Origin of the sequence: Halorussus caseinilyticus (assembly GCF_029338395.1) — an archaeon.
Classification (GTDB): domain Archaea; phylum Halobacteriota; class Halobacteria; order Halobacteriales; family Haladaptataceae; genus Halorussus; species Halorussus caseinilyticus.
Map to the genome: position 1 here is coordinate 179,941 of NZ_CP119809.1, position 21,731 is coordinate 201,671.

Here is a 21,731-nt window from a genome sequence, read left to right on the forward strand (position 1 = left end):
GGGATTGTGACGGACCACGCTACTCGTCGAGATAGCCAAGCGACTTGAGTCTGTCCTCGACCTCCGCCTCGTCCACGGCCCCCTCGTCCCCGTCGGTGTCGTCCTCGACGCGGTAGAGGACTTCCTCCATGGCGAACGCGACGTACTCCGACGCCGTGTCGAACTCCGTCCGGGGCAGGCGCTTTTCGACTCGGGACACGATTCGTTCCGGCAACTCGACCGTCTGGGTCTGGTCTTCGTCCATGAATTAGTCCTTCCGAGCAGGTTTATAAGTTGAAAATTACTTTCGTTTTATATTCCTTTCTATTCTCGCCGGGTTCCGGTCCCACCGACAACGTAGATTTTTCACTCTGCGCCCGCAACTATCCTCCGATGGGGCTCACTGCGGTCGTGGCGAGTACGGCGGAAGAGGTTTCCGCGGCGACCACGCCGTCCGTCCCGGTCGGACTGGCGAGCGGGGGCATCTTCGCGGCCGTCGCGCTCGTCATCGTCCTCGTCTACGTGGACCTCCTCGACGCGTCCGACATCGAACACGAGGGCCTGCGACGACTGCTGGTCGCCACTATCCTCCCGCTCTTGCTCACGTTCGGCGTCATCGTGCTCTACGAGTCGCTGAGCGTCGTGTAGCGCCGGGTACGAGTCGCTGAGCGTCGTGTAGCGCCGGGTACGAGTCCCGCCCGCGACTCGTCGCGGACGGGACGACCGAAGGGTCCGAAAACAGGTTCTGAGCGACCGACCCGTCAGGGCGCGTAGTAGTACTCGCCTTCCTTCTTCTGCTCGCGGTCCAGTTGGCTCCCCGGCTTGTTGATGCGCGGGCGTCCAACGTTCTCGTCGCGCCGGAAGGTGATGTCGAGGTTGGCGAGGAAGTCGTTCATGCCCTCGCGCATCCCCTTGGGTTCGCTGGCGTGGCCGTGGACCGCGGGTTCGCCGTCGAACACCATCAAGCGGTCGGCCAGCAGGTCAATCATGTAGATGTCGTGGTCGATGACCATCACGGTGGCGTCCTGCTGTTCGGCGAATCGCCGGATGGCGTTGGTCGCGCGAACCCGCTGTTCCACGTCGAGGTACGCCGACGGTTCGTCGAGCAGGTAGAGGTCGGCCGTCTCCGACAGACAGGCCGCGATAGCGACTCGCTGGCGCTCGCCGCCCGAGAGGTCTGTGAGCTGTTGCTCCATGATGCGGTCGAGTTGGAGCGGTTGGGCGATTTCGGTGTTCCAGTACGACGACCCCACGCGGTCGGTGATAGAGCGCAGGAAACTGTCGGTCCGCATCGGTTGGTCGATTTCGATGTACTGGGGCTTGTACGCGATGTCGAGTTCGAAGTCGAGTTCGCCCTCGTCGGGTTCGAGTCGCCCGGCGAGCAGTTCGGCGAACGTCGATTTCCCGATACCGTTCGGGCCGACGATGCCAAGCACCTCGTTCTCGTGAATCGTGCCGCCCTCCACGTCGAGTCCGAACTCGCCCTCGCCGTAGGACTTCGTGAGGTCCGGGTAGTTCACCAGCGCGTCGGACCGACTCGCCACCCGCGGAGCGTGTTCCTCGAACTCGATGGCGTTGGGCCGGATGCGCATGTTCTCGTTCTGGAGATACCCCTTGAGGTACTCGTTGATGCCGTTCCGGACCGACTTCGGGGACGTGATGACACCGTACGCGCCGGGTTCACCGTACGCGACGTGGAGGTTGTCGGCCACCAAGTCGAGGATTGCGAGGTCGTGTTCCACGACGAGCATCGACTTGCCCTCCTCCTCGGCCATCTCCTGAATCAGGCGCGCGGCCTTGACTCGTTGGCTGATGTCGAGGTAGGGCGTAATCTCGTCCACGAAGTAGAAGTCCACGTCGCGGGCCAGACACGCCACCAGCGCGACTCGCTGGAGTTCGCCGCCCGAGAGACTGTCGATGTCTTGGTCGCGGACGTGTTCGATTTCGAGTCGTTCGAGCAAGTCGTCCAACACGCCGCGCTCGTCCACGTTCTCCAGCAGTTGCTCGGTAGAGCCGTCGAAGCGGTCGGGAATCTTGTCCACGTACTGGGGCTTGCGCGCGACGCTCACGTCGCCGTCCCGGACCGCGCCGAGGTAGTCCTGCAGTTCGGTGCCGCGGTAGGCTTCGAGTACGGCCTCCCACCCCGGCGGTTCGGCGTGTCGGCCGAGGTTCGGCGCGAGTTCGCCAGCCAGAATCCTGACCGCGGTGGTCTTCCCGATACCGTTCGGGCCGAGGATGCCCGTGACCTGCCCCTCCAGCGGGACCGGCAGGCCGTAGAGCGAGAAAGCGTTCTCGCCGTACCGGTGAACCGGGTCGTCTTCGAGTTCTTGCGGGAGGTTGATAATCTCGATAGCGTCGAACGGACACTTCTCGACGCAGATACCGCAGGTCTCGCCGAGGCAAATCTCTTCGCTGATGTGAACTTGGTCGGGGTCGCCCTCGTCGGCGTCGTCGCCGCGCAACGTGATGCACTCCTTGCCCGTCCGGTTGGGCGGACAGTAGTTCTTACACTCGTAGTTGCACCGGTCTGGTTGACATCGTTCGAGGTCCACGACTGCGATACTGTCGTCCGCCATGGTTAGAAGGTGACTCCGTTCGTCAGCAGGATAGTCCACGTGACGAACCACAGCGAGAAGGTCATGAACAGCACGTAGAGGTGGTCCTTCGTGGAGAAGTCTTCGACATCGATACCGAGTACTTGCAGGACGGGCAGCTGCACGAAGACGAACGCGGCCACGACAGCAAGTCCTAACTGGTCTTTCGCCGCCGTTCCGAGGAACGCGGACGAGACGAGCGCCGCGGCGACGCCCGCTAACGTGGCGACGGACGTTACCGTAATACCCCTGACGTGGGATGACCGTCGCTCGGATACCTGTTCGGTCGCCATACCTGTTCGTCGGGGCCGCTCCCTCAAAAACCCCAACCTTTCGTCGCGCGCCGAATCGCGGCGCAACCGGGATTCGCTCCCCGCGAGACGGCCGGTCCGGAACGTCGGACGGGAAATAGCTCCGGCCGGGTCGTGACCCAAAGGTTGTACTTTTATGCCGATGGCGTGTTTCGATTCGTAGCGATGGCAACTCAGTCCGAGTTAGAGGACATCGACGACCTGCCGCCGAGCGCGAAACTCGTTTTCAAGGTACTCGAATACAAAGGCTCGCTGACCCAGAAACAGATAGTCGAAGAGTCGATGCTCTCGGCGCGCACGGTCCGGTACGCCCTCGAACGACTGGAAGAACTGGACGTGGTGACCGAAGACGTGTACTTCGCGGACGCTCGCCAGAACCTCTACGAGATAGACGTTGCCTGCGACACCTCGGCCGACTGCGCCGACGCGCAGAAGTGCGCCGAGTAATCGCCTAAGCCCGTCTCGTTGGCGAGTCGTCGAAACGCGGATGTCTACAACCCTTTATGCCGTGGCTCCGAAGGCTTCGAAAGAACATGGGCTTCGCCGACAGATACGCCGACGTACTCACGACGTACAGCAAGGTGGTGTTGGCGCTCCTGCTCGTTTCGACCGCGGTGGTCGGATACGGCGCGGGGAGCGTCGATTCCGGCCTGACAATCGCCAGTTTCGGCAGTGACTCGACCGAAGCCCAGAAGTTAGACTACGTGGAGGCGAACTTCAGCGACGACGACGAGAACACCTCGGTGATGCAAATCGTCGTCCGCGGCGACGACGTACTCTCGAAGGAGTCGCTTGTCGAGACGCTCCGACTCCAGCAACGGCTCCGTGAGAACCGGACCGTGAACGCGACTCTCAGCGAGGGCCAACCCACCGTCGGTCTCTCGAACCTCGTGGCGACTGCCGCGATGCGCGAGTCCCAGTCGCCGAACGGCACCCAACCTTCGAACGCCACCGCGGGCGGACCGCCACAGCGCCCGCCGTCGCTGGACGCCCAAATCGCTCAACTGGAGTCGATGTCCCAGTCGGAAATCGACCGGGTGGTTCTGCGAGTGCTGGACCCCGAGGAGTCTTCGGCCGGGCCGGTTGACCCCTTCACCCTGCTGGCGACCGACTACGAACCAGGGAGTACGACCGCCTCGGCCCGCGTGGTCCTCGTCTTCCAGCAGTCCGACACCGCGGGTGATTCGCTCCCCGACGACGTGGTGGCGGCCCAACTCGCCACCAGCGACATCGCCGACCGGACCGTCGAATCGACCGACGCGTTCGTCTTCGGCGCGGGCATCGTCAACGAGCGGTCCGGACAGGCAACCGGCGAGAGTTTCGCGGTCATCACGCCGTTCGCGCTCCTGCTAATCGTCGGCGTCCTGTTCGTCGCCTACCGGGACCTCTTCGACGTTGCGCTCGGACTGCTGGGCACGCTCTTGGTCCTCGTCTGGATGGGCGGGTTCATGGGGTGGGCCGGTATCGGCGTGACCCAAATCATCATCGCCGTGCCGTTCCTGTTGGTGGGTCTCTCCATCGACTACGCCCTCCACGTCGTCATGCGCTACCGCGAGGCCAGAGCCGACGACCCCGACAGGTCGCCGCGCGAGGCGATGCGCGCGGGTCTCGCGGGCGTGACCGTCGCGCTCGCGGCGACCACGTTCACCACCGCGGTCGGGTTCACCTCGAACCTCGTCAGTTCCATCGCGTCCATCCGGCAGTTCGGTCTCGTCTCGGCGTTCGGCATCGTCTCGGCGTTCGTCGTGTTCGCGGGTCTCCTGCCCGCGCTCAAACTCGAACTCGACGGCCTGCTCGAACGCCTCGGGTTCGACCGCCGGAAGCGAGCGTTCGGGACCGGCACGAGCGCGGTCAACCGACTGCTCGGGGTCGGCGCGACCGCGGCGCGTCGGGTTCCGGTCGCCATCGTCCTCGTCGCGTTGGTCGTGAGCGCGGGCGGTGGATACGCCGCCACCGACATCGACACCTCCATCAATCAGGTGGACTTCCTGCCGCGGGACTCGCCCGACTGGATGGACTCGCTCCCCGGACCGCTCCGACCCGGCGACTACGAACTCCGGGAGAACGTCGTCTTCCTCAACGACAAGTTCGTCCAGTCGCGGGACCGCTCGGAGGTCCAGATACTCGTCGAAGGCCCGGTCACGTCGCCCGATACGTTGGACCGACTCGCGGCGGCTCGCGAGTCGGTCGGCGAGAGTTCGACCCCCATCACGCTCGCCAGCGGTCGGCCCTCGGTCGACGGCCCGCTGTCGGTGATTCGGCGGGTCTCGGCCCGAAACGAGACGGTCGCGCAGGTCGTCGCCGAACGAGACGCCGACGGCGACGGGATTCCGGACCGCGACCTCCGGGCGGTCTACGACGCGGTGTACGCCGCGGCACCCGACGAGGCGGCGGGCGTCGTCTACCGCGAGGGCGGCGAGTACCGCGCGGTCCGCCTCTCTGTCGCCATCCGCGGCGGGTCCGACACCGGCACCGTCACTAGCGAGATGCGCGCAGTCGCGGCGTCCATCGAGGACGGGAGCGACCTGACGGCGACGGCGACGGGCCAACCCGTCATCAACGAACTCGTCCAGCGGGAACTGCTCACGACGCTGGTCGAGACGTTCCTCGTCACGCTCGGGGTCATCGTCTCGTTCCTGACGGTCATCTTCTACCGGCGCTACGGCACCCTCTCGCTCGGCGCGGTGACGATGGTGCCGGTCGTGTTCGCGCTGAGTTGGATTCTCGGCGCGATGTACCTGCTCGGGATTCCGTTCAACACCGAGACGGCTATCATCGCCAGCATCGCCATCGGCATCGGCGTGGACTACGCCATCCACATCAGCGAGCGCTTCGTGGAAGAACTGTCGGACGGCGGCGACCCGGTGGCGGCGCTGGAGACGACGCTGGCGGGAACCGGCGGCGCGTTGCTGGCGAGTGCGACCACGACGGCGGGCGGGTTCGGCGTCCTACTGTTCGCGTTGGTCCCGTCGCTCCAGCGGTTCGGACTCGTCACGGGGAGTGCCATCGTCTTCGCGTTCGCGTCGAGCGTGGTGGTCCTGCCGAGTCTGCTCGTCCTCTGGTGGCGGTACCTCGGTACCGACGCGGCGGTAGACGACTCGACGGCCGGAACGACCGGCGACTGACTGGTCACAGCATCGACGTGCGACCCGTCACGTCGTCGGCGTCGAGTTTATAAAAGGCGAGTTCGGAGGGGTCTTTCTCGGGCACCCACGGACACATCGGGAACCACGCGTTGTCGGCGAACGCGGCGTACGCCTCGGGAGTCTCGTCGTCCGGGACGCGGGTGACTGCCCCGCGAAGCATGACGCTGGTCCACTCGGGCGGTTGCACGTCGGCGACGAGGAACGTCGCCGTCGCGGTGGCGTCGAGGTAGCGCATCTTCTCCCCGTCGTCGTCGGTGTGGACGTGGAAGTAGACCGTCCCGTCGCCGTCGTACCCGAACGAGATGGGTATCGAGTAGGCCGACCCGCCGTCGGCCAGCGTCAGGCATCCCCACCCTTGCTGTTCGAGGAACGCGGCGACCGCGTCGGGATGCATCCGTAGGTCGGTTGGTTCCTCGACCGATGCGCCTCCGTCCGTCCCATCGCGTTGTACGTGCATCGACATCTTCGACAACGAGAACCTACCGACGCCGGACACATTTAATGGGCGTCTGATTCCAGCACACTGAAAACAGAGCGAAGCCCCGTCCGGAGTTGTCCGATTTGCGGTAATTACGGGATGAGAGAAGAGATTTATGGATAGAGGCCGCCCTATAGTTGAACATCTTCGGAGGTTCGGGAACGTATGTCACAGCTATTCGCCGGGCGACGGCGACGACGCGTCGTCGCCGTCGCCCGTTCCGTCGCTCCGTCGTCACGGCGTCGGACGAACGGGACAAAATAGATGATGGCTTTAGCCGTGTAAAAATTTCTTTAGCAATGAAAAACAAGTCTAAAGCAAATCTGTAGGATGAGAAAACGTAGATGGATTGGCGACCGGGCCTCTGTGGTCGAACCCCCATAGTTATGGTCGTAGGCTCACAACGTACACACATGAGTGCCGACAAGAGGCGGGTCCAGTTCCGCGCTCCCTCACGGCTCATCGACCGCACGGACTCGCTCGCGGACGTGTTCGGGTCCGACCGGACCGACGTTCTCATCGACGCCCTTCGCCAGTTCCTCAGAGACGCCGCTCACGACGACGAAATCAAACAGGAAATCGCGGGCGCGTACTACGACGACGAAATCACGTTCGAGCAGTTGAAACTGCTCGTCGGGAAGGAGGAAGCCGCCAACTTCCGCGTGCTGAAACGACAGTTGGACGAGGACCTGACCGACGAACTCGCCGAACTATAGATGACGGTCGTCGCCGACACGTCGGCGCTGGTGAGTCTCGGATGTGCGACGGACCCTCCGCTTCTGGACCTCGTTCTCTCGGAGTACCACGTCGCCGTTCCCGAAGTAGTCGTCACCGAACTCCGAGAAGTCGCCGCCTACGACGACGCCCAAGCGCGAAGTGCGGGACGCCTGTTGGACCGAACCGACGAACTCTCGACTGCAGACGTTTCGCTCGACGCCGACTTCCCCTTGGACGACGGGGAGAACGCCGCAGTCGAGTTGGCCAACGACCGAAACGCCGGGATGTTGCTCTGCGACGAGTTCAACCAACTCGGTCTGATTCACGCCTCGCTGGACGACGTGCAACTCGTCACGACGCCGAAGTTCCTGCTCGTCCTCGACGCGAAGAATCTGGTCTCGGCGTCGGACGTGGAGTCGCTACTGGACGACATCGGCGCGGTCCGAAGTTGGGACGGAAATAGCTACGTCGGGCGCGTCCGAAACCGGCTCTGAGTCCGGACTGCGCGCCCCTCTACGCTCCGACGACCGTAATCGCCTGCTCGCGGTCTATCGCTCGCTCCAACTCCTCGGCGATGGCGCTCCCGCGCGAGACCTGAATGTCGCCGCCGCGACCCACCGTCGCGGTGAAGAGGTACTCGCCGTCGGCCTGCACTTCGACCGTCTCGCCCGCGTGCCCGTCGGTCGGGAGGACGATGTGCCGGGAGGTGATGTCCGGCGTCACCGTCTCGCCGCGCGTGGCCGCGCCTGCGCCGCCCGCGCTCCCGCCACCGGACGCGCCCGAGACCGACTGTGGTTTCTCGCTGTGGGTCCGCACGTCGATGTCGATGCCCAAGCGATTCTCGATGTCCTCGATTCGGCCGCCGCCCTTCCCGATGACGTAGGAGATGTCGTCGTCGGTGACGTACACCGTCGCGCGGTTCTGGCCCTGCACTTCCACGTCCACCGCGCCGCGGGCGACCGACTGAATCTCGCGCTCTATCTCCTGTTTCGCCAACTTCGAGACGCCGCTCTCCTCGCGTTCGCCCTCGTTCAGGGGAACGGTGACGACCTGCCGGTTGAAGGTGTAAATCTCGTACTCGGGGCGACCCGTCTCGAAGTCCTGAATCATGATGACCGGGCGCGCGAGGTCCTCCTCCATCAGGCCCTCGGGCACCTTGACCTGCGTGGACACGTCGTAGACCTTCGCTACCTTCCCGGCCTCGATGTAGACTACGGTGTCCACGATTTGGGGAATCATGCCGAGTTCGACCCGGCCGACGAGTCGCTGGAGGGCGTCGATGGCGCGGGTCGCGTGGACGACGCCAATCATGCCGACGCCCGCGAGTCGCATGTCGGCGAACACCTCGAAGTCGTCGGTCTTGCGCACCTCGTCGTAGATGGTGTAGTCGGGCCGGACCATCAACAGCGAGTCGGCGGTCTTCTCCATCTCGCCGCCCAACTCGGTGTACTGGGTGATTTCCGGGCCGACCTGTAGGTCGCGGGGCTTCTCCATCGTCTTGACCGCGAAGTCGTTGTGCGCGAGGAACTCGCCGACCGCTTGGGCGAAGGTGGACTTCCCGGCACCGGGCGACCCGGCGATGAGGACGCCGCGCTGACGTTCGAGCAGGCGGTCTTTGAGTTCGTCGGCGTACTCGTAGTCCTCCATGTCGGTCTTGACGATGGGCCGGACCGCGGTAATCTCCCACCCGTCGGCGAACGGCGGTTCCGCGATGGCGATGCGGTAGTCGCGGAACTGGACGATGGTCATGCCGGGTTCGTCCAACTCGATGAACCCCTCGTTGCTCTCTTTCGCGCCGTCGATAATCTCGCTGGCTATCTCGCGGACCTCCTCCTCGTCGGTCGGGTCCTCGCCGATGGTCTGGTAGTGCATATCGCCCACGTCGCCGCGCTTTGCCATCGGTTCGACTCCGGCCTTGAGGTGGACGCTCATCGTCTGGTCGTCGAAGTAGTCCTCGATGGAGAGGCGACCGACTTCGGTCTCCTCGACCCGCGGCGAGACGTACTCGACTTCGACGCCCTTCGCCTGTGCGACTTCGCTCTGCACCACGTCGCTGGTGACGAACACCGCGTCGTGTTCGGCCGCGAGGTCCCGGATGAGGGCGTCGATTTCGCCCTCGCTCGCCAGTCCTTTCTCGGTAGCGTCGGGTCGTTCGCCGACGTACTCCAGTTCGATGGACCCCTCGTCCGCGAGGTCGGCGAGTCGCTGAAGTTCCGACAGGCCGTCCCACCCGCTCTCGGCACCGCTGTTGGCCTGCGCTTCGAGTTCGGCCACCACCGCCTCGGGCACCAGTACTGTCGCGCCCTCGAAGTCGCCGTCTTCGACGCGCTCGGAGACCCGGCCGTCGATGACGACGCTCGTGTCCGGTAGAACGTTCATGGGTGTCCGTTCGGACGGAGCGCCCATAAGGGTGTCTTTGACGCCTCCCGCGACGGCGAAAAGGTTCAATCGCGTGGACGCCTTGCCTCGGGTATGGACGCGGCCGGGTCGCCGACCGGCGACGACGCCCCCCGACTCAGTTGGGTGTTCGTCGGTCTCCTCGCGGCGTCGATAGCCGAGAACCTCGTCAGCGGCGACCTAATCTGGACGGTCTTTCTCGCGGCGGCGCTGGTGGTTCTCGTTCTCCCTGCGGTCGCGGCCCGCGATTCGGCGGCGATGCTCCCGCCCGAGGTGACGGCGCTGGCGGTCCTCCCGGCGGTGACGCGGGCGCTCGGACCGGCGTGGGCCACCGAGTACGCGACGTACCTCTCGGTGGCCGCCCTCGCTCTCGCGGTGGTGGCCGAACTTTCGCTGTTCACCAGCGTCGAGATGGCTCCGTGGCTAGCCAACGCGATGGTCGTGTTGACAACGATGGCCGCTATCGGCGTCTGGGCCGTTCTCCAGTTCTACTCCGACGCGTTCCTCGGCACCCACCTCGTCGGGTCGGCCGACGACGTGAACGTGGCGTTCGTCAGGGCTACCGTCGCGGGTCTCGCGGCCGCGGTCGTCTTCGAGCGCTACTTCGCGGACCACGCGGACGCCGAGAGCGCGTCCGACCTTCCGGAAGGTGAGACCGGATGACGGACCCGCTACGCGACAGTCACGAGAGGTGGCTGGTTCGGGCGCTACAGGTCGGACTGGCCGTCGTCGCTGGCTACGGACTCTACCGGGGCGAGACTGCCGTCTTCGTCAACGGACTCGTCTCGCTCGGGGTCACGTTCGTCCCGGCGTTGGTCCGGCGTGACCTCGGCATCTCGATGGACACGAGTTACGTGCTGGTGATTTCGGTCGCCGTGTTCGTCCACGCCGTGGGGTTGCTGGGACCCTACCGGACGCTCCCGTGGTACGACTCGGTGGCCCACGCGCTCTCGGCGACCGTCGTCGCGGGCGCTGGCTACGTGACGGTCAAAGCTGTCGAACGGAACTCCGAGCGGACGACTCTGCCTCCGGAAGCCGAGTTCGTCTTCATTCTCGTCTTCGTGATGGCGTTCGGGGTCCTCTGGGAGATTGTCGAGTTCGGCGCGGAACTGGCGTCTGCCGCGGTGGGCGGAACGGCGGTGTTGGTCCAGTACGGACTCGACGACATCATCAACGACCTGCTGTTCAATCAGGTGGGCGCGCTCGTCGTCGCCGGGTGGGACGCCGCTCGGCCAGAGAAAGCCGCGGACGAGGCGGCCGAGGCGATGGACGACTAGCTTTTCCCTGCCCGTCCCGTACCGCGGTCCATGCGTCACGAACACCTCGTCGTCACCATCGAGGCCGGGACCAAGGAGCGAATCGACGCCGACTTGGACGCGGGCGAGTCGCTCGAAGCGTGGGTCGCCGACGCGGTGGAACGGAAGTTGGACGGCGGAGAAACCGACGCCTCCGACGTGACCGACGAAGCGTCCGACGCCTCCGACGTGACCGACGAAGCGTCCGACGCGGACGACTACGAGGAAGGATTCGAGTACGTGGACGACTGCGCTATCTGATTACTCCGACCACGTTACGTTCCGGGTGAGGACGAACACGAGCAGTGCCATCAGGAGTTGCCCGAGCAGGGCTTCGAGGGCCGCGAGCGCCCGCGCCCACCCGTGGAGCGGTTGCATGTCGCCGTAGCCGAGCGTGGCGAACGTCACCGTGCTGAAATAAACTGTCTTCAGTATGTAGACGAAGTTGAGGTAGATACCCTGCGACGGCTTGATTTGGTACGTCACGGTGGTCTCGGCGGTGGGTTCGATGACGCCGCTGGTCAATGGGTAGATTACCCCGCAGAGCAGGATGACCACGATGGACGTTGCGATTACTCGCCACGGGTTCGAACCGTACCCGGTCGTCCACCGCCACGCTTCTTTTGCGAGCGCCTGCGGGTACGACCGGAACTCCCACGCCTCCCGTCGCCGGATGTTCTTCCGCTTGCGGTAGTACTCCCGCGACGCCGCGGTCAGGCCGTTGTCCTCTGCGAGTCGCTGGAGTTCGCTGTACGTCCAGTGGGCCGCTTCGTACCTGTCGAGTCGGTTGTCGTCGGGGTGTTTCGGCCCGACCACGTCGAGCGCCGAGATTCGCCGGTCGTCGTCGGTGTCGAGCAGTTCCTCCTCGTAGACGACGTTCTTCCCGAACGTCGTCTCCTCGGCGATGCGGGCGTTGTCGAAGACGGCGTAGTGCAGGCGCGCGCCGCAGAGGTCGGCCCCGCGGAGGTCGGTGCGGTCGAACTCGGCGTGTTCGAGGTTCGCGCCCCGGAGGTTGACGCCCTGCGCGTCCACGCCCTCGAATTGGGAGTATCGGAGGTCGGTACCGCTCAGGTCGGTCCCTTCGAGGTTGCAGTTGACGAATCGCGCGTCGGTGATGGTCAGTCCCGAGGGCCAGTCGGCGTCGGACAGTTCCACGTCCCGGAAGATGGCCCCGTCGAGACGCTCGCCGACGGTCGGCGCGGTTTCCTCCAGTTGGCGCGAGGGCTTCTGGGCTACGTCGGCGTGCCAGATGCATCGGTCCGTGTCGCCCCAGACGGGCCGCCAGCAACAGACGCCGCCGAGTCCCGTGACGGCGCTGGCCTCGTGAGTGTGGCCGCACCGCTCGTCCGCAACCGAACGCCGGTTCCCGGTCGCACCCACCATTTCCCCCGGTGTAGACTGCAGCTCTTCAGACATAGACGCTGTAGTAGGCCGACGCTCTTTCCGTTTGTGCCCGACCACTCATGCGGTCGCCGCCCCGCACGTAGTTCTACCGGCGCTCGCGCGAAGGCCACTACGCCTTTTCTCGCGTCCCGTGGGTCCGGTATGGCCGACCTCCGAGCGATTCACGAGGAAGTCCGCCGCGTCCGAGAGGACACCGACGCCGACCGCGAGGTTCGCCTGACGCCCCAGTCCATCGAGGAGTCGCTGTCGGGGATGCAGTCGGACGCGAACGACCCGCGCCCGACCGACTCAAGGAGGTCCGGGCGGAAATCGACCGCCTCGCGGACGACGCCGCGCCCGAAGTCGCGGACGAACTCGACCGACTGCGCCGACAGGTCCGGGAGTACGAACGAGAGAACCTGTAGCGGGGTGCGCGCCGGTCGTGGAATTCCTTCCCGTTCTTTGAAGCGCAATTTTATTGCCTTTAGACAGGATATTATTTGTCTACTATCGCTCTACATCCGTCTATCGCGGCTCACCGCGGGTGTCCGTGACTGCGACCGCACGGACGATAACGGCGACGAAGGGACTAGCTACTGCTTGAGCCAATCAGACCGCGACCGCCCAGCACGGCACCGCGACGGCGGACCTCGCCCGGTATCGAATCCTCGAAACCCACCGATTTCAAGCCGCTCGCGCCCCACGTCCAACCCATGACCGAAGTCGCCGAGTTGACCCGCGAACTCGTCTCGATTCCGAGTCACGACGACGAGACCGAGGCGGGCGACTACGTGGAAAACTGGCTCCGCGAGGAGACCGACGCCGACGTGACCCGCGACGGGGCGGGCAACGTCGTCGCCAGACGCGACCCGGAGGGGGACGCCGCCGCCTCCGTCGCCGACGACACCTCCGAATCCGCCGAGTCGCTCGCGCTCGTCGGCCACCACGACGTGGTGCCGCCGGACGACTCCCAGACGACCGACGACGGAAGCTACGTCGTCTCAGAGCGCGACGGCCGCCTCTACGGTCGGGGCACCGCCGACATGAAGGGCGCAGTCGCCGCCGCGATGCTGGCGTTCCGCGATGCCGACCTCGGGGACACCGCCGCAGACTCGCCCCGCGAACTCGTCTTCGCCAGTTTCGTCGGCGAGGAGCAGGGCGGTATCGGAGCGCGCGCGGCCATCGAAGACGGGTTCGCGCCGGACTACGCCGTCGTCGGCGAGGGTTCGACGGGCTACTCCGCCGAGGGCGTGACCGACGTGGCAGTCGCGCACAAGGGTCGGCGCGGAAGCACCGTCGTCGCCCGCGGCACGTCCGCCCACGCCAGCGAACCCGAGGCGGGCGAGAACGCGGTCTACCGGGCCTGTGACGCCGTGGACGTGGTTCGTGACCTCGACTTCCCCGCGACCGAAGTTCTCGGCGAGGAAGTCCGGGGGAGCGTGGCCGTCACCGAAATCGACGGCGGGAGCGCGTGGAACGTGATTCCCGAGGAGTGTACGGTGACGATAGACGAGCGGACCGTCCCCGGCGAGCGCGCCGACCTCGAACGCGTCGAGACCGTCGAGGGCGTCGAGTGGCGCGTGGACCAAGACCTGCCGCCGATGCGGTGCGACGACGAGGACTTCGCCGAGACGGTGCTGACCGCCGCGAGCGAGACCCAAGACTCCGACCCGCGACTCGTCTCGAAACCCCACGCCACCGACGCCGGGTGGTTGGCCGAGGCGGGAACGACCTGCGTGGTCTGCGGTCCGGCCGAACCCGGCGAGGCCCACACCGACGACGAGAGCGCGAGTCTCGCGGTGCTGGAGCGATGCTACGAGATTTACCGCGGCGCGGCCGAGCGGTTCTGAGTACCCTCCGTTTCGTTCCGAAACCCTCCTTTTGATATTGTGTCACACCTAACGCACTCCCGATGGCAAGCGAAGCCGCCACCGACGAGGCGTCCGACGCGTACTCGAAGTTCATTCGGAAAGTGAAGCGACTGGAGAACCTCGGCCAAGCCGAGACGGTCCTGAGTTGGGACCAGGAGGTAATGATGCCCGAGGGCGGCACGCCCGCGCGGTCGAAACAGCGGTCGGCGCTCTCTACGGTGACTCACGAGATACTCACCTCCGACGAGATGGCCGAACTGCTGGACGAACTCGAGGGCGAGGACCTGACCGACGAACAGGAGGCGGTCGTCCGCGAGGTTCGTCGCGCACACGACCGGAAGTCGAGAGTTCCGGAGGACCTCGTGGAAGAACTTTCGGAAGTCTCCTCGGAGGCGATGCCCGTGTGGAAAGAGGCCAAGGCCGAAGACGACTTCTCGAAGTTCGCACCCACGCTGGAGAGACTGGTCGAACTCCGCCGGGAGTACGCCGAACACATCGACCCGGACCGCGACCCCTACGAAGTCCTGTTCGAGAAGTACGAACCGTATCTGGGCGTCGATACCGCCGAAGAGATTCTCCAGCGCCTGCGCGACGAACTCGTCCCCCTCGTGGACGCGATTCGGGAGAGTGACGCCGAACTCGCCACTGACACCTTCACCGGCGAGTTCGACACCGACACGCAGGAGGAACTCGCCCGCGACGTACTCGACGAGTTGGGTTACGACTGGGAACACGGTCGCCTCGACACCGCGCCCCACCCGTTCTCGGCGGGCAACCAGTTCGACGCTCGCGTCACGACCCGGTTCAACCCCGAGGAACCCCTCGGTGCGCTGATGGCGACGGTCCACGAGTTCGGCCACGCCACCTACACCCTCGGTCTGCCCCGCGACCACTACGCGACGCCGCTTGGCGACTCGCGGGACATGACGGTCCACGAGTCCCAGTCGCGCCTCTGGGAGAACCACGTCGGGCGGTCCCGAGCGTTCTGGGAGCGGTTCCTGCCGACGATGCAGGACCGCTTCCCCGAGAAACTCGCCGACGCCTCGGTCGAAGACGCGTTCGAGGCCGCCAACGAGGTGTACGAGGACAACCTCATCCGCGTGGAGGCCGACGAACTCACCTACCACATGCACATCGTGGTCCGGTTCGAAATCGAACGCGACCTGATTCGGGGCGACCTCGATGTCGAAGACGTGCCGGAAGTCTGGAACGACAAGTACGAGGAGTATCTGGGTATCCGCCCCGACTCCGACGCCGAGGGCTGTCTACAGGACATCCACTGGAGTCACGGCGACTTCGGCTACTTCCCGACCTACTCGCTCGGGAGCGTCCTCGCGGCTCAACTGTTCGCCAGCGCCGAGGACGACATCGAGAATCTGGACGACAAAATCGCCGCGGGCGACTTCGAACCGCTCCACGAGTGGCTGACCGAGAGCGTTCACCGCCACGGGAGTCGCTACACCACCGACGACCTGATTCGGGAGGCCACCGGCGAGGACTACACCGCCGACTACTTCCTCGACTACGTGAAGTCGAAGTACGGCGACCTCTACGAGTTGGACGACTACCAGTAGCGACCACTCACGCGCTTTCGAGCGCCTCTCTCACCTCTTGTGCGGTCTCGCGGTCGGTCACGTGAAACAGGAACCGCGCTTCCCACTCGCCCGACTGGATGGTCTCGGCCAACCCCGGACCGAGTTTCGCCTCCGAGAGCAGTTCGCCCTCGAAGTACGTCCGGAGTCGGTGGGGGTCGGGGTCTTCGAGCGCACCCGCCTCGCGGAGTCCGTCGGCGAACGAGTCGGCTCCGTCGTCGGTGAGCGTTATCGGCAGTCGGTAGGCGTCGGCGGTTCTGGCGGGTTCGACTTCGCCGACCGTCGCCACGTCCGCGCCGGTGAGCAGTTCGACTTCTCGGTCGCCGTCCGTGACCGTAATCCGGAACTCGCTGGCGTCGTCGGTGTCGGTTCCGCCGCTGGTCGTCTCGCCGCCGGTACCACCGGCGGCGAGCGACTCCCGAACTTGACTACAACCGCTACCGCCCGCTAGTGCGAGACACCCCGCCGCGAGAACCTGTCTTCGAGAGGGCATGGCAACACGTTGTCTCATCGCGCTGTTAAGCGTTCGGTGCGCGAGGGCCGTGGCGAATCTTCCCAGCCTCGCCGAGACCCGTATTTTGATACGTCGGCACGCCAACTCGACGGTATGGCCGACGCCTACGACGACTTACTCGACCGATACGAGCGACTCACCGCGCTGGAAGACGGACGCGAGTACCTCTACTGGGACCAACAGGTGACGATGCCCGAGGGCGGGACGCCCGCCCGGTCGCGCCAACTCTCGACGCTCTCTGCGCTCGAACACCAGCGACTGACCGCCGACGAGACCGGCCGACTGCTCGACGCCGCCGAGGGCGAGGACCTGACCGACGAGCAGGAAGCGGTCGTCCGCGAGATTCGCCGCGAGTACGAACGGGCGGCCGAGGTTCCGGAGGAACTCGTAGAGGAACACACTCGCGTCCGGTCGGAGGCCCAAGACGACTGGCAGGAGGCGAAGGCGAACGACGACTTCTCGGCGTTCGAGACCACGCTGGAGCGACTCCTCGACCTGCGGGTCCGGAAGGCCGAACACATCGACCCGGACCGCGACCCCTACGAAGTGATGTTCGAGGGGGGCGAACCCTACCTCGGACTCGACACCGTAGAGCGAATCTTCGAGGAACTGAAAGACGGGTTGGTCCCGCTCATCGAGGACATCCGGGCGAGCGAGGACGTGCCGCCCGCCTTCGAAGGGACGTTCGACGCAGACACCCAGATGGCGCTCTCGGAAGACGTGTTGGACCTGCTCGGCTACGACTGGGACCGGGGCCGTCTCGACACCTCCGCCCACCCCTTCACGCTCGGCACCCAGTTCGACGCTCGGGTCACGACCCGGTTCGACGAGTCTGACCTCCTCGGCGCTATCGGTTCGACCATTCACGAGTTCGGCCACGCCACCTACGCGCTCGGACTCCCCGACGACGCTTACGGGTCGCCGCTCGGGGAATCGCGTTCCCACGGCGTCCACGAGTCCCAGTCGCGGTTCTGGGAGAACCACGTCGGGCGGACCAAGGAGTTCTGGGAGTTGTTCCTGCCGACCGTGAAAGAACACTTCCCGCAGGTCTCGGACGTGACGCCTGAGGAGGCGTACCGGGCCGCCAACCGGGTGAAAGCGGACAACGTGATTCGGGTCGAGGCCGACGAACTCACCTACCACATGCACATCGTCCTCCGGTCGGAGATAGAACGCGAGTTCGTCTCGGGCGACCTCGCCGTGAGCGAGATTCCGGCCGCGTGGGACGACAAGATGGAGCAGTACCTCGGGGTCCGGCCCGACACCGACGCCGAGGGGTGTTTGCAGGACATCCACTGGACCGGCGGCTTTGCCAACTTCCAGAACTACACGGTCGGGAGCGTCCTCGCGGCCCAACTCTGGGCGACCATCGAGGACGAACTCGACGGCCCCCGCGGCCTGATTCGGGACGGCGACTTCGACCCGCTCCACGACTGGTTCCGCGAGAACGTCCACCGCCACGGGAGTCGCTACACCACCGACGAACTGATTCGGGAGGCAACCGGCGAGGACCTGACGGCCGAGTACTTCTTGGACTACGCCCGAGAGAAGTTCGGCGACATCTACGACCTGTAGGGAGAGTCGCTCCGGGGCCCCAATCCCGCCCGAACGGTCCAGAGAACCCGGCAAAGTCGGGGCGGTGGGAAACCCTTATGCGCGCGGCGAAGATAGTTCCGGCAGAACACCAATGACTGTCACCTTGAAGGACTTCTACGCCGACTGGTGCGGCCCGTGCAAGACCCAAGACCCCATCCTCGAAGAGATGGAGGCCGACTGGGATGGCGTCGAGTTCGAGAAGATCGACGTAGACGAGCATCAGGACGTGGCCAACGAGTATCAGGTCCGGTCCATCCCGACCATCGTGGTCGAGAACGACGACGGCGTCGTGGAGCGATTCGTCGGCGTCACTCAGCGCGACGAACTCGAAGACGCGCTCGAAGAGGCGGGCGCGTAACCGTCCCGAGGGTCCGTCGTTCGCGGGCCTCGAACCGTTTCCTTATCCGTAGAAGTGGCGAGATGTAGGTCGTTAGCTATCTTTCTGCGAGGAGAGACCCCGCCGTTCGCGCACGCCGAGACCCCGCGACGCTCCGAAAGGTTTAGGCGAGCGGCGAACGCACCGACGGACATGAGCAGTGGCCAGAACTCCGGCGGCCTGATGTCCAGTGCCGGACTCGTCCGGTACTTCGACGCCGAGGACCGCAACGCGATACGCATCGACCCCAAGACCATCGTCGCCTTCGGCGTCCTCTTCGGCGTTCTCATCGAAGTCCTGAACATCCTCGGACTGTAGTCGGTTCCGAATCGCGTTCTTCTCGCCTCGCCGACGGCCGCCAGTCCTATCTCCGTCCCCGTCGGCGGGACCGTCTTCGGCGCGCTCACGCCGTTCGACTCGCCGCGCGGGTCGCGGGGCTTTCGGCGTTCGAGGGAGGATTCGAGAGGAGACGACTCCGGCGAGACGGCCGTCCGGGAGGCCCTCGGGCTGGTGTGGGGTAGCGTCTACGCGCTGGCGCTCTCGGTCTTCGGCGAGCGAATCGTGTTGGGGCGTCTCCTCGGATTGGACCTCGACGTGGACGAGCGTCTGGTCTTCCACGCGGGCCACCTTATCTACGGTCTCGGTTTGGGCACGCTGTTCGGGTCGCGGGCGAGCGACGACGGGTAGGTGGCGGCGAACGAGTAGGTGACGGCGAGGGGTCGCACTCCGAGACGCGCCACTTTTGGACTCCGAATCCCTACTCGCGGGCATGACTCTCACAGCGGGCGTCGTCGCGGTGCAGGGCGACGTGAGCGAACACGCCGAGGCGGTCCGACGCGCGGGCGAGGTCCACGGCCGCGAGACCGAAGTCCGCGAAATCCGGACCAGCGGGACGGTCCCCGACTGCGACCTCCTGTTGCTTCCCGGCGGCGAATCGACCACCATCTCGCGGTTGCTCCACGACGAGGGCATCGCCGAGGAAATCGTCGCGCACGTCGAGGCCGGAAAGCCGGTGCTGGCGACCTGCGCGGGCCTCATCGTGGCCGCGACCGACGCGGGCGACGACCGAGTTCGGAACCTCGGCGTCGCGGACGTGACGGTCGAACGCAACGCCTTCGGCAGGCAGAAAGACAGCTTCGAGGCCCCGCTGGACGTGGCGGGTCTCGACGACCCGTTCCCGGCGGTTTTCATCCGCGCACCACTCATCGGCGACGTGGGCGAGGGCGTGGAGGTTCTCGCGGAGTGGGACGGCCGCCCGGTCGCGGTCCGGGACGGTCCGGTCGTCGGCACCTCGTTCCACCCCGAACTCACGCCCGACTCGCGGATTCACGGTCTCGGTCTCTTCGACAACGACGGCCGAGCGGTCGCCGAGGACGGCGCGGAGCCGACCCCCGACCGGTGACTCCCGGCCAGAAACCCCCGTTTCTCCTCGCCTTCCGGAATGCGCTCGGCCCAACAGACCACCGGAATGCGCTCGGCCCAACAGACTACGGTTTGGGTAGATAAAAGGGGCCGCCCGCTCGCGGTCACGCGAGCGGGCGGGGCTTTCTGGGCGTTCGACCCGACGATGCTTGCGGTCGCGTCGTCTGCGTTCGAGTCATGGTTTCCAGTAAGGCAGACTTTTCTTTCTGGCTCCCGTCGGTCCGGCCATGGACGCCGACATCGACGCGGTGCGCGTGGCGATGACCGACGACGGGCCGGTTCCGGTCATCGTACTCGCACCCAACGACGAGGAGGGCGTACTCCCGATATTCATCGGCTTCGAGGAGGCCGTCAGCATCGCTCGCGGAATGGAGGCCGAGGACATCGGCAGGCCGATGACCCACGACCTGACGCTCGACCTCGTGGAGGAGCTGGGCGGGCGCGTCACTCGCGTCGTGGTCTCGGCGCTGGAAGACAACACCTACATCGCGGACCTCCACGTCGATACGCCCCGCGGCGAGGCGGTGGTGGACGCCCGGCCGAGCGATTCGCTGGCGCTGGCCGCCCGGACCAACGCCCCGGTCGAAGTCGAAGACGACGTGTTCGAGTCGGGCCGCCGGGACCGCGACGAGTTCGACCAGTTGCAGGACATCAAAGAGGTCGTGGACCTCGAACCATGAGCGACCAATCGGCCTCCGGCGAATCCCCGACCCACGCCGAAGACGCGACCGACGCCGTGCTTGAGGAGTTGTTCGCGGTCGTAGAGGACCGCAAGGAGACTCTCCCCGAGGACTCCTACACCGCCTCGCTGTTCACCCACGAGAAAGGCGAGAACGCGGTGCTGGAGAAGTTGGGCGAGGAGACCACCGAACTCCTACTGGCGGCGAAAGACGACGACCGCGAGGAAATCGCCCACGAGAGCGCCGACATCGTGTATCACCTCCTCGTCCTGCTGTCGATGAAGGAGATGGACGTGGCGGACCTGCGGGCGGAACTGCGCGACCGGCGCTGAAAGATTTCTCTCTCTTTCTCTGAGAAATGTTTTGCATCACGAGGTATTCCTATATCTTCGTTCGACAAACCAAAATCTGTCTTTGCTCTCGGTGGGCACGTGCGGGAGCGGCACGCGCGCGCCGCGCCCGAACACGCGGTGACGCACCGTCGTTCGCGCAGTAGCGACTCGCCGCGTAGCGCCTGTGAAACGATTCGCTCCACTGCGGAACCGCTACGCCACCTTCTCGACGCGGTGCATCACGACTTCGCTGTCGGGGTCCCACTCGAAGTCGTCGTGCGCCCGGTTCAGCATCTCGCGGTACTGTTCCATGTCCGACATCCCCTCGGCGCGGGCGTCCTCGTCGGTCAAGTCGCCGAGCGTCCGCTCTCGGATTTCGACGACCTCGAACTGGTCGCCGTCCAACTCGAACCGGTCGCCCTCGTCGGCGTAGTGGTCGCCGCGGTGAATCTGAGTGATTTCGCCCGCGCTGACTCCGCGTTGCATGTGTTCGCTCGGGAACAGGTCTCCGGCGTCGATAGTTGCCATACCACGGGGTTCGGACCGAGCGCAAAAAATCCTTATCTCTTTGACTCGACACCTCGAAGGCGCGCGTTGCACTTCTCCGCGCGCCTCGCGTCACTCCTCGGCGACCCACCCGCCGACTGCACCGGCGAGCGCACTTTCGAGACCCATGAGGAGCGCGATGACGACGCCGACGAGGAAGACGCCGCCGCCGAGCAGGGGACCGAACGGGCCGAGTCCGACCGCACCGAGGACGCTCACCGCGACGCTGAATATCAACGCGACGAAGATGCCGCCGAGCGACCCGGCGAGCAGGCCGTGCCACCCTCCCCGTCGTGGGCCGCCAGCGGCCACGTACCCGGCGACGAACCCGCCGACCAGTCCCGCGGTGAGTTGGCCGAGACCGGGGATAGCGAGACCGACGACCCCGACGACGGTCATGACGACGAACCCGAGCGTGACTGCGTACCAGTTGGTCATCTTGGCCCTCTGTACGCCGTGAGGCGGGTTAAGGGTTCGTCGTCGCGGGCGTCGGGGAAGCGAC

General features: G+C 65.5%; 27 protein-coding genes. 17 read left to right on the forward strand and 10 right to left on the reverse strand.

The annotated features are described in order from the left end of the window. Positions 1-19: 19 nt before the first annotated feature. Positions 20-244 carry a hypothetical protein gene (locus P2T60_RS00910; RefSeq protein WP_276280676.1) on the reverse strand — a complete coding sequence of 75 codons (225 nt, stop codon included), beginning with the start codon at positions 242-244 and terminating at the stop codon, positions 20-22. Positions 245-372: 128 nt separating this feature from the next. Here P2T60_RS00910 and P2T60_RS00915 point away from each other — a divergent pair, with 128 nt between their 5' ends. Continuing rightward, positions 373-627, forward strand: a complete 255-nt coding sequence (locus tag P2T60_RS00915; protein WP_276280677.1) for a hypothetical protein — start codon at positions 373-375, stop codon at positions 625-627. 113 nt (positions 628-740) lie between these two features. On the opposite strand, the gene P2T60_RS00920 is transcribed toward P2T60_RS00915, so the two are convergent. Together P2T60_RS00920 and P2T60_RS00925 are read right to left on the reverse strand one after the other, a co-directional pair. Beyond that, on the reverse strand, positions 741-2,555 hold the full coding sequence (locus P2T60_RS00920; protein WP_276280678.1) for a ribosome biogenesis/translation initiation ATPase RLI: 1,815 nt from the start codon (positions 2,553-2,555) through the stop codon (positions 741-743). 2 nt (positions 2,556-2,557) lie between these two features. Then, the gene (locus tag P2T60_RS00925; protein WP_276280679.1) at positions 2,558-2,866 is read right to left on the reverse strand and encodes an EMC6-like membrane protein; all 309 of its coding nucleotides are present in this window, start codon (positions 2,864-2,866) and stop codon (positions 2,558-2,560) included. A 183-nt stretch (positions 2,867-3,049) separates the two neighbouring features. On the opposite strand from P2T60_RS00925, the gene P2T60_RS00930 reads away from it, so the two are divergent. Together P2T60_RS00930 and P2T60_RS00935 are read left to right on the forward strand one after the other, a co-directional pair. Then, positions 3,050-3,331 (forward strand): helix-turn-helix transcriptional regulator, encoded by a 282-nt coding sequence (locus P2T60_RS00930; RefSeq protein WP_276280680.1) that lies wholly within the window; start codon positions 3,050-3,052, stop codon positions 3,329-3,331. An 86-nt stretch (positions 3,332-3,417) separates the two neighbouring features. Further along, entirely contained in the window at positions 3,418-6,009 is a 2,592-nt protein-coding gene (locus P2T60_RS00935) for an efflux RND transporter permease subunit (RefSeq protein ID WP_276280681.1), read from the forward strand. A 4-nt stretch (positions 6,010-6,013) separates the two neighbouring features. Here the strand turns inward: P2T60_RS00935 and P2T60_RS00940 are convergent, their stop codons facing one another. Then, entirely contained in the window at positions 6,014-6,487 is a 474-nt protein-coding gene (locus tag P2T60_RS00940; protein ID WP_276280682.1) for a pyridoxamine 5'-phosphate oxidase family protein, read from the reverse strand. Between the two features lie 434 nt (positions 6,488-6,921). On the opposite strand from P2T60_RS00940, the gene P2T60_RS00945 reads away from it, so the two are divergent. Together P2T60_RS00945 and P2T60_RS00950 are read left to right on the forward strand one after the other, a co-directional pair. Further along, entirely contained in the window at positions 6,922-7,224 is a 303-nt protein-coding gene (locus P2T60_RS00945; RefSeq protein ID WP_276280683.1) for a hypothetical protein, read from the forward strand. Beyond that, on the forward strand, positions 7,225-7,719 hold the full coding sequence (locus tag P2T60_RS00950) for a PIN domain-containing protein (RefSeq protein ID WP_276280684.1): 495 nt from the start codon (positions 7,225-7,227) through the stop codon (positions 7,717-7,719). It begins immediately after the preceding gene. Between the two features lie 19 nt (positions 7,720-7,738). Here the strand turns inward: P2T60_RS00950 and P2T60_RS00955 are convergent, their stop codons facing one another. Then, the gene (locus P2T60_RS00955; protein ID WP_276280685.1) at positions 7,739-9,604 is read right to left on the reverse strand and encodes a PINc/VapC family ATPase; all 1,866 of its coding nucleotides are present in this window, start codon (positions 9,602-9,604) and stop codon (positions 7,739-7,741) included. 93 nt (positions 9,605-9,697) lie between these two features. Between P2T60_RS00955 and P2T60_RS00960 the strand changes: the two genes are divergently transcribed. Genes P2T60_RS00960 through P2T60_RS00970 form a run of 3 tightly spaced genes read left to right on the forward strand, consistent with a single transcriptional unit; the run spans position 9,698 to position 11,178 of the window. Continuing rightward, positions 9,698-10,285, forward strand: a complete 588-nt coding sequence (locus tag P2T60_RS00960) for a hypothetical protein (protein WP_276280686.1) — start codon at positions 9,698-9,700, stop codon at positions 10,283-10,285. Continuing rightward, complete coding sequence (locus tag P2T60_RS00965) at positions 10,282-10,899, forward strand: DUF2238 domain-containing protein (RefSeq protein WP_276280687.1); 618 nt, start codon at positions 10,282-10,284, stop codon at positions 10,897-10,899. Before P2T60_RS00960 ends, P2T60_RS00965 begins: the two co-directional genes overlap by 4 nt. A 30-nt stretch (positions 10,900-10,929) precedes the next feature. Next, positions 10,930-11,178: a hypothetical protein gene (locus P2T60_RS00970; RefSeq protein ID WP_276280688.1), complete on the forward strand. Its 249-nt coding sequence runs from the start codon at positions 10,930-10,932 to the stop codon at positions 11,176-11,178. Here the strand turns inward: P2T60_RS00970 and P2T60_RS00975 are convergent, their stop codons facing one another. After that, positions 11,179-12,333, reverse strand: coding sequence for a pentapeptide repeat-containing protein (locus tag P2T60_RS00975; protein ID WP_276280689.1), 1,155 nt, complete (start codon positions 12,331-12,333; stop codon positions 11,179-11,181). A 149-nt stretch (positions 12,334-12,482) separates the two neighbouring features. Then, positions 12,483-12,773 carry a hypothetical protein gene (locus tag P2T60_RS00980; RefSeq protein ID WP_276280690.1) on the reverse strand — a complete coding sequence of 97 codons (291 nt, stop codon included), beginning with the start codon at positions 12,771-12,773 and terminating at the stop codon, positions 12,483-12,485. 240 nt (positions 12,774-13,013) lie between these two features. Here P2T60_RS00980 and P2T60_RS00985 point away from each other — a divergent pair, with 240 nt between their 5' ends. Together P2T60_RS00985 and P2T60_RS00990 are read left to right on the forward strand one after the other, a co-directional pair. Then, on the forward strand, positions 13,014-14,150 hold the full coding sequence (locus P2T60_RS00985; RefSeq protein WP_276280691.1) for a M20 family metallopeptidase: 1,137 nt from the start codon (positions 13,014-13,016) through the stop codon (positions 14,148-14,150). A 62-nt stretch (positions 14,151-14,212) separates the two neighbouring features. Continuing rightward, positions 14,213-15,745 carry a carboxypeptidase M32 gene (locus tag P2T60_RS00990; protein WP_276280692.1) on the forward strand — a complete coding sequence of 511 codons (1,533 nt, stop codon included), beginning with the start codon at positions 14,213-14,215 and terminating at the stop codon, positions 15,743-15,745. 7 nt (positions 15,746-15,752) lie between these two features. On the opposite strand, the gene P2T60_RS00995 is transcribed toward P2T60_RS00990, so the two are convergent. Continuing rightward, positions 15,753-16,256: a preprotein translocase subunit SecD family protein gene (locus P2T60_RS00995; protein ID WP_276280693.1), complete on the reverse strand. Its 504-nt coding sequence runs from the start codon at positions 16,254-16,256 to the stop codon at positions 15,753-15,755. Positions 16,257-16,370: 114 nt separating this feature from the next. Here P2T60_RS00995 and P2T60_RS01000 point away from each other — a divergent pair, with 114 nt between their 5' ends. From P2T60_RS01000 to hisE, 7 genes are all read left to right on the forward strand, one after another. After that, entirely contained in the window at positions 16,371-17,852 is a 1,482-nt protein-coding gene (locus tag P2T60_RS01000) for a carboxypeptidase M32 (protein ID WP_276280694.1), read from the forward strand. A gap of 112 nt (positions 17,853-17,964) precedes the next feature. Continuing rightward, a complete protein-coding gene (locus P2T60_RS01005) occupies positions 17,965-18,231 on the forward strand; it encodes a thioredoxin family protein (protein ID WP_276280695.1) in 267 nt (88 codons plus the stop codon). Positions 18,232-18,402: 171 nt separating this feature from the next. Continuing rightward, complete coding sequence (locus tag P2T60_RS01010) at positions 18,403-18,567, forward strand: preprotein translocase subunit Sec61beta (protein ID WP_276280696.1); 165 nt, start codon at positions 18,403-18,405, stop codon at positions 18,565-18,567. 192 nt (positions 18,568-18,759) lie between these two features. Then, positions 18,760-18,936: a hypothetical protein gene (locus P2T60_RS01015; RefSeq protein WP_276280697.1), complete on the forward strand. Its 177-nt coding sequence runs from the start codon at positions 18,760-18,762 to the stop codon at positions 18,934-18,936. A gap of 82 nt (positions 18,937-19,018) precedes the next feature. Continuing rightward, positions 19,019-19,651, forward strand: a complete 633-nt coding sequence (gene pdxT / locus P2T60_RS01020; RefSeq protein ID WP_276280698.1) for a pyridoxal 5'-phosphate synthase glutaminase subunit PdxT — start codon at positions 19,019-19,021, stop codon at positions 19,649-19,651. Between the two features lie 247 nt (positions 19,652-19,898). Beyond that, positions 19,899-20,351: a bifunctional nuclease family protein gene (locus P2T60_RS01025; protein WP_276280699.1), complete on the forward strand. Its 453-nt coding sequence runs from the start codon at positions 19,899-19,901 to the stop codon at positions 20,349-20,351. Beyond that, the gene (hisE, locus tag P2T60_RS01030; protein WP_276280700.1) at positions 20,348-20,683 is read left to right on the forward strand and encodes a phosphoribosyl-ATP diphosphatase; all 336 of its coding nucleotides are present in this window, start codon (positions 20,348-20,350) and stop codon (positions 20,681-20,683) included. Before P2T60_RS01025 ends, hisE begins: the two co-directional genes overlap by 4 nt. A 213-nt stretch (positions 20,684-20,896) precedes the next feature. On the opposite strand, the gene P2T60_RS01035 is transcribed toward hisE, so the two are convergent. Together P2T60_RS01035 and P2T60_RS01040 are read right to left on the reverse strand one after the other, a co-directional pair. Next, a complete protein-coding gene (locus P2T60_RS01035) occupies positions 20,897-21,211 on the reverse strand; it encodes an ASCH domain-containing protein (RefSeq protein ID WP_276280701.1) in 315 nt (104 codons plus the stop codon). A 90-nt stretch (positions 21,212-21,301) separates the two neighbouring features. Further along, positions 21,302-21,667, reverse strand: a complete 366-nt coding sequence (locus P2T60_RS01040; RefSeq protein WP_276280702.1) for a DUF5518 domain-containing protein — start codon at positions 21,665-21,667, stop codon at positions 21,302-21,304. Between the last annotated feature and the right edge of the window lie 64 nt (positions 21,668-21,731).